We start from the raw sequence: 7,175 nt of genomic DNA on the forward strand, positions 1-7,175 counted from the left end.
CTGGACGTTCTAGAACCCACAGAACGATGCCCGGCAGTCGGGCCAAGCATCCGGCGGCGAAGAGGGCGGCCGCCGACCCGTGTTCGATGTCCGTGCCGGTGCCAGCGACCTCATGCAGCGCCCCTAAGGCCAGGCCGCCCCCAGGAAGTGCCGCGTCCAGCGTCTCATGACCGAAGGGATGGTGGGAGGATGGACGCCCTCCCAGGTCCACGCGCTCCAGGCGGGCGACCTGGTCCCGGAGATCGGCAAGGACCGTCGAGGACGAGGCACATGCATTTCGATGGGGGTTGGAGGGCGCATTTCACGGAACCTAAAGGGAACATCCGATTCGGCGGAAGAGGCGACTTTCCGATTTTTAGCAACGGAACCAGAGAAATCCTTCTGCAGTGCTGGAGTTCTGGGCGGCTTTCCTGACATGAGCCACCGGCTACGCTGAGAGGATGAATTCAATGGCTAAGGATGTCACCACCAAGGCCTTCCACTACGAAGCCACGTTGGTGCTGTAGGACGGCGTCCAGGCATGCAGGCGCTGCCGAGCGAGGATACTCATCTAGGACGGACCGACATGCTCTGCCAGGAACACGATCGGGTTCGCACTGAACACGATGGACGCTAGCACTGGGTGCCTGCCGCGCGGCCAGTACCTCCACGGCAAATCGGCGCCAGCAGAGACAGCACGGGAGAGGTGTGTCTGGTGAAGAAGAAGTCACCATCGATCAAGAAGGTGCGTTCCCTCACGCCGGACGAACTCGGCCGCTTGGGCGAGGATCTCTTTCGCAAGATGTGCACCCAGGCCCGACTGCTGGCACACGCCCCGAGCGCCGACCGCTGGGGCTGGGATTTCCTGATCGAGGAATCCGGTGCCGAGGTGGCGGTCGAGGGAGACCTCGCGGCTCGTCCGGTGCCTCTGCAACGCCTAGTTCAAGTAAAGACCGTCTGGGAGGGGGCGCGGGAGGTGAACCTCCGCCTCTCGGCGGCTGAGCGCCTGGGAAAAATCCCGAACCCGTCCTTCCTCTGCGTCTTGGAGATGTCGGAGAGCCTGGATCCCGTCCGGATGCATGTCATGCACATGCATGGGGCACTTCTGGAAGGCGTGCTTCGCAGGCTGCGGGAGATGCAGGCTAGTGGCCGCTCGACTCGCATCAACCGGGTGGAATTCCGTGTGCCTTTGCCCAAGGCTGCAGCGGGACTGTTGCCGACCTACGAAGTCCTGCGCCAGGCGCTCGACGAGCCAGTCGGCCCTGATGCGGATGCCTATCTGAAGGAGAAGGCAGCCTTTCTGAAGGAAGCCGGTTTTCCTGAACGGCGCATCAGCGGCACCTTCAAGGTCAGGACCGAGAGCGACGACGATTACGCGGAGTTCCTCCTGGGTAACCGGCCCCTTGAAGTAGTGGACTTCGAGGCGGCGGAGACGCGGTGGAACATTACCATCCCGCTTTCTCTCCCAGGTCAGCCTGTATCGGTCAGACTGGTGCCAACGCCCTGGGATGTCGAACTCGTGTGGAGGCGCCTGAGATCACCATCGGCAGTGCGGATGATGGTAAAGGCCTTGGTAGTGCCTGATCCTTCTGGTGATCCAGAACGCGACCGCATAGTCATCACGCACCCGAATTTCGAGTTCCGCATCCAGGGTCCAACCTTCACCATAACGGTGAAAGGGCCGGACACCGTGCCGATGGGGTACCGTGACCTGGTACGCTTCCATGCGCTTGAAGCGGTGTTTGCTTTCAGCGAACCAGTGGAAATGCAGATGCTCTTCCGGGGCAGGCAGATAGCCAAGGCGCGGATCGATGAATCCCTCGCCTTCCGCCCTCGGGAGAACACTGCAGCACTGGGCCTCATCCTGCAGGAACTGGAAACGGTGCTTTCCTTCGCAGACATCCACGACGTGAAGATGCTGTCGAGATCCTGGAGGCACTGGCGCGAGCAGCTACGCAGCCTCCATGCGATGCTGACGGAACCATCGTCCGTCACCGGTGCGCTGACGGTCGCAGTCCCGCAGGAGTTCAAGGACGACCTCGAAGAGCGCGAAGCGCTCTACATATCTGCCTTGCAATTTGATGACGGCCTCCTGGCTTATTATGCGGTCAGTAGTGCGCGGCTCGCCGCCTGTGAAAATCCCGGACAGAGGCAGATGAAGTTCCGCGACTTCGCAGTCCGTGAACTCCGGTTCATCGATCCAACAGATGAAGCGATGAATGCCTTCGTGGCCGAGGCGAAAGCCACGACGGGCCTGACAACCAGCCTGGTACTATGGGGCGAGGAGGCAGAGGGCATGATGCCCGAACCTGTAGTGGAGGTCGGCGAGGACCCGGAGTGACGAAAATCCCTGCGGTGCCGATGAGAGGTTGCCCCTACCAAGGAACAGCGAGATCGATCGCGTCCGGTCCGAGGTGCCAGGATCCAGCAGTCCGGCGCCTTGTCCTGATCGTGACCGGCTCAGGCTCTCCCCGGGCGCGACGACGTGCTCGCCACTCCGCCTTGATGATGGAATTGTACATCAGTTCCATCCTCGCCGCGGCCGAGGGACGCTCCGCGTAGTCCTCGACGACCTTCTCCCGCCGGGTGATCAGATCTGCCAACCGCACCCGCCAGGCCTCCTCGTCCTCGAGGTGGGCATCATGCCAGTTCCGACGTGCCACAGCGCTCAGGACGGCTCGCTCCCGCGCCTCGCGGCCCAGAATGCGCCGGACGAGGTCCCGCTCCGCCCGGCATGCGGTCTGGTAAGCTGCAAGGAGGGGCTTGCTGGCGTCCGCCTGCACAGGCTTCACCGCCTCCATCGTGGCGCTCCGGCGCAGCAGGCGGACGGCTTGTTCTTCGTATCCCAGGATGGCCATCCGTTCCGCAGCCAAGCGCTCCCTGACCACCCCGTTGACCTCCTTTGCCACGGAGTAGGGTGTCACAGGCAGGCCAGGTGAGGAGAGGACAGTTCTGCCGGAGGGGCGGATAAGACCGTCGTCCGAGTCTTCCTTGGCCTCCATCGCCGCCATATCGAGCGACTTCCAGCGCCGATGCACCGTCGAATGGGAGAGGCCAGAGCGCTCGGCGACGGCCTTCTGTGTGAGCCGGATTCCCTCACGCAGCATCGCGCCGATGGCCGTCTTGATCGCATTGTCGACCTTGGCTGTCCGCCGAGCATTGGACCGTATGGCACCGGCCCGCTGCTTCTCCGTCGTCGATAGCTCTCTCCAGGCATCCAGTGCCTCGCCGCCCTTGTCTGCGGCTTCACCCGTCATGACGCCGTGGTCGACGTTCCTTCCCCCGGTCCAGGCGCGGCCACCCGGTCTCCCAGCGGCCCCAGCCAGCGGGTGTTCATCCATGTGGTGATCGACGACGAGATCGCCTCGATAGCCTGCCGGTCGGCCGGGCTGTTCATGGCGATCGCAGTCCGCTCGACGATCTGCAGGATGCGACCTGCATCACCAGTAAAGGCGCGGCAGACAGTCCTGGCCGCGCGATGGAACAGTCGCGTTCCGCGGGGCTGCTCTCCCTCCTCACCGATTGCGGCCAGGGTGACATAACGGCCGTCCGTGCCTGCCTGCCCGATCCTCGGTTCAATTAGCGTAACCCTGCTTTCCGTGGCGAGGTCGATGAGGGGAAGCAGGAGATCCTTCCCCGACACCGTGCCAAGGCCCATGACTTGGGTGTGGTAGGTCGTGCCGGTCGCTGCTTCCTGATAGGCCATCCAGCCAGTGGGATCTCCGCACGGCAGATCCGGGTCGGCGGCGACCACCTCCGGCGCGTTGTGCCAGGGATTCTTCTGCAGGGCGTTCCCGAACCGGCTGCATGCGCTAAACGCAAGAGTCAGAGCCCGCGAGATGCCCTTGCGAAATCGGAGCTGCTTCCCGCACTTCTTCCAGATCGGACGCTCAAACAACCAGACGATGTGGACGGTGCCCTTCCATGGCGACTGGACCGTCATCAGGGGCATAGGCAGCCCCCTGTTCGCGACCAAGTCCAGGAGAGTGGTCCTCCAGTCCGCATGGTCTACATCAGCGGTGATCACATTCAGCCAATGCTCGCCGTTAAACGACGTCCACCGATGAGAAAGGGCTTCAGCCAGCGGCAGGAGCCGGGAGAACTCGTGCTCGCCCTCTCCCTTTATCGAACTGGAGGCTCGCACTTGGTGAGGGAGTCTGGGCAGCAGGAGGAGCGCAAGGTCCCGAAGGTGAGGTGCGGCGGCACCGGCGACGTTCAGGGCCGCGTGCAATTCGCCCTCGCGGCCGATCCACCAGGAGGCAGTCCATTCGGGCAAGCCGAATGCTGCGGCATGCTCCGGCGGCATCAGGGTTGCTTCTGATCGCCGCCGACTCACCGACGTAGCTCCCGTATTTGGGGCGATGCCGTCTTCGCACAGGGCTGGAAACCGGTGAATACGGGTATCTGCCGTTGTCCCGAGCCCGGATGTCTCTGCCGTTACGACATCCTTGACCAACAGAGCCATCGATTTCCCGCCTGCGTTTAAACCACGACGCTGGGACGGCCATCAGTTACGAGGACGAGGCACCCCAATGTTTCATGATTCGTGGCGGCTTGGCGAACGGCAACAGAAATCGACATGGCTCTATGAATTAGGACGTGCGATTGCAGTATCTCAGTACGAAGCGTCGGGGTACGCGCCTCGGTGCATCTATCCAGACCCATGGGCGAAGCCCACCCATCCCGGGCGTCTTGAGCCAAACGCCACTGAGCCCTACCAGGAGAGAGTCGACCGGTATCCGGCCAGGTTGTGATGACCTCGGCACTGCCTACATGGGATCAAACTGCAACCAAGCGGTTCGGCTCAAAGAATGGGCCGCCCCCATGCTGTTGTGCGGGTACCTGGCTGATCTTCTGAAGACATCATTTATTTTGTTCTGAGTGGAAAAACTGCTCGACAGTCGTGTTCGCCGGAGTAGCCTTAATGGCGGGATGTCCCCGCTCATTTCGGAGAACCCCATGCGCACTTGCTCACAAACACGGCCCCCTCAGCTTTGCGAAGATGCCTCCCCGCAAAGTGGACGAATTCCAGTTCAGTCAGGCGATGCCGCTGACCGCGCGCTGCCTCCGGCCACCACGGATTCGTACGACAGCCAGGCGGATTCCGAAGCAGTCAAAGCTTACTTCGCCGCTGCTCAAATTCGGTTGGCGGCATACATCCGCTTTCAAGAGGTCGACTCACCCCGCTCCAGGACGCGCATGCCGCTTTTGGCAGATGGTACGGCTGTTACTGATCTCGGGCTGGCAGCAGCTAGAGAGGCTCTTGCCCTGGCGGACGCTGCGCTTGCTGCTGCGTACGCAGCGGCAACAGCCGCTTGTGGCAGGCGCTAACGCTCACTTCTCACGTCAATTGTGACGCAGGGCAGCGCCGAGGCCTCATTTGTCATGGCCTGCCCTGGTCCCAGGTTTTACAGAAGGGCATGCGCGTCCCCCTTCTTGGTATACGACGCGTTTCGCTTTCAAAGCCGGGACGCCACGCTGGTGGCGGTGAAGCCTGTGCAGGCTGACGCCAGCGTCTGAGACCCTGACGATGGCCTGGGATGACGCTTGGCCCACCACTCCCCTGGTCCTGACCCCGTAGAAGCGCTCCGCCGGTGATGTGGGACCGGTGGATCTGTGGAGGGTGTTGGGATGGCAAGGAGGCACCACAAGCCGGAGGAGATCGTGGCCAAGCTGCGGCAGGTGGAGATGCTGCTGGCGCAGGGAAGGACCGCGGCTGAGGCGATGCACACGCAGGCAGTGATCGGCGCAGGCCGCCCTCACCAAAGGATGGAAGAGTCCCACATGGCAAACATGCTGGACCGTGCCGTTGGTCGTGCCCCCGGTTCTCTAATTGGGCCCGTCAAGCGTTTCGATGATCGACACCGCCGGGCTCATGGTTCTCTTCGTGGTCGGCCTGAGCCGCCACACCATGGCCTTGGGTGGGTCTGGGTGGGCCAATGTGGTGTTCGCCGTTACCCGCCGCGGCGGGCTGGCATACCAGGGGTCGGCCTCAACCCTCGCCCTCGTCCCGGCGGGGACGAACTCGTTCGGCCAACGGCGGCCGGGTTGATGGGCTAGGCGGCGGTGGGATCTCCCGCGGTCCAGCGGAACTCACTCGCGTCGCACCACATGCGGTGCAGGATGACCGCGAGCTTGCGCGCGACCGCGACCTTCGCCTTCTTGAACCCCGAGCGCCTCGCGAGCTCCAGCCCCCAGGCCTGCAGGGTCGAGGGACGGCGGATCCGGGTGAGGATCACGTTCGCTGCCTCGTAGAGGTGGGTGCGGACATCCTTGTCCCCGCACTTGGAGACCCGCCCGCTCCGGTCGATCTCACCCGAGGCGTAGCGCCTCGGGGTCAGGCCAAAATAGGCGCCAACGCTGGACGACTTCCTGAACCGTGCCGGGTGGTCGATCGCGGCCCAGACCGAGAGCGCGATCACGCCTCCCACGCCGGGTGCGGTCATGAGCCGCTTGCAGGCGTCGTTCGCGCGGACGGTGCGCAGGACCTCGCGGTCCAGAGCGGCGATCTGTCGCGACACCTCGTCGCGCGCGGCCAGGAGCGTCTCAACGAGGCGGGCCAGTTCGGGGCTCTCTGCCAGATCAGTGGCCGTAACCTCCCCAGCTTTCTTCCGGAACCCGCCCACCGGCTTGCCCACGATCACGCCGAAGGTCTTCAGCAGGCCTCGGATCTGGTTCGCAATGTCGCCCCGCATGCCGACAAGCAGGGCGCGTGAGGCGAGCAGCGCCCTCGCGAGATGGCTCGGACCCGACTTCACGTGCGCCTCGCGATACCACCCTGTCCGCATGATCTGGGCGATCCCGGCCGCATCGTTCCGGTCGGTCTTGTTGATCCGCATGGACAGCGCCGCCTTCGCATGGCGCGCGTCGATGCAGATCACCGGCAGCCCACGGGCGCGCAGCTCGCCGTGCAGCCAGACCGAGAGGGAACCGGTTTCCAGCCCGATGCGGACCACCTCCGAGGTCCTGCCGGTGATGAACCCGGCAATCGCCTCCGGCGTCGATGGCACCTTCCTCTCCGCCAGCACTTTCCCCACCTCGTCGACGACACAGATCGCCGTCTCGTCGAGCGACACGTCCAGTCCCACGTAGGTCTTCATCGCACCTCTCCCGGCTGCCCGTGAACCAGGCGTGCCGCCCGGCTCGGCAAGGTGACAGCGCCACTCCGAGCAGCGCCAGACGCGATTAGGCTATGT

General features: G+C 63.7%; 4 protein-coding genes. 1 reads left to right on the forward strand and 3 read right to left on the reverse strand.

Features of this window, described 5'->3' with window-relative positions; translation table 11 throughout:
• Window positions 1-694: 694 nt before the first annotated feature.
• Window positions 695-2,320, forward strand: coding sequence for a hypothetical protein (locus tag BO39_RS11930; protein WP_043833287.1), 1,626 nt, complete (start codon window positions 695-697; stop codon window positions 2,318-2,320).
• Window positions 2,321-2,354: 34 nt separating this feature from the next.
• Here BO39_RS11930 and BO39_RS11935 read toward each other — a convergent pair whose 3' ends face one another.
• The 3 genes from BO39_RS11935 to BO39_RS11950 form a co-directional block, all read right to left on the reverse strand.
• Window positions 2,355-3,236: a hypothetical protein gene (locus BO39_RS11935; RefSeq protein WP_043833289.1), complete on the reverse strand. Its 882-nt coding sequence runs from the start codon at window positions 3,234-3,236 to the stop codon at window positions 2,355-2,357.
• Window positions 3,233-4,285, reverse strand: a complete 1,053-nt coding sequence (locus BO39_RS11940; protein WP_043833291.1) for a replication initiation protein — start codon at window positions 4,283-4,285, stop codon at window positions 3,233-3,235. Before BO39_RS11940 ends, BO39_RS11935 begins: the two co-directional genes overlap by 4 nt.
• Window positions 4,286-6,035: 1,750 nt before the next feature.
• A complete protein-coding gene (locus tag BO39_RS11950) occupies window positions 6,036-7,079 on the reverse strand; it encodes an IS110 family RNA-guided transposase (RefSeq protein WP_043833294.1) in 1,044 nt (347 codons plus the stop codon).
• Between the last annotated feature and the right edge of the window lie 96 nt (window positions 7,080-7,175).

It is taken from the genome of Roseomonas aerilata DSM 19363, assembly GCF_000711725.1.
In the GTDB taxonomy this organism is placed as follows: Bacteria; Pseudomonadota; Alphaproteobacteria; order Acetobacterales; family Acetobacteraceae; genus Roseomonas; species Roseomonas aerilata.

Bases quoted from the DNA above. Each gene is read 5' to 3' on its own strand.
- BO39_RS11935 (WP_043833289.1), bottom strand. From the start codon at position 3,236: ATGACGGGTGAAGCCGCAGACAAGGGCGGCGAGGCACTGGATGCCTGG.
- BO39_RS11940 (WP_043833291.1), bottom strand. From the start codon at position 4,285: ATGCCGCCGGAGCATGCCGCAGCATTCGGCTTGCCCGAATGGACTGCC.
- BO39_RS11950 (WP_043833294.1), bottom strand. From the start codon at position 7,079: ATGAAGACCTACGTGGGACTGGACGTGTCGCTCGACGAGACGGCGATC.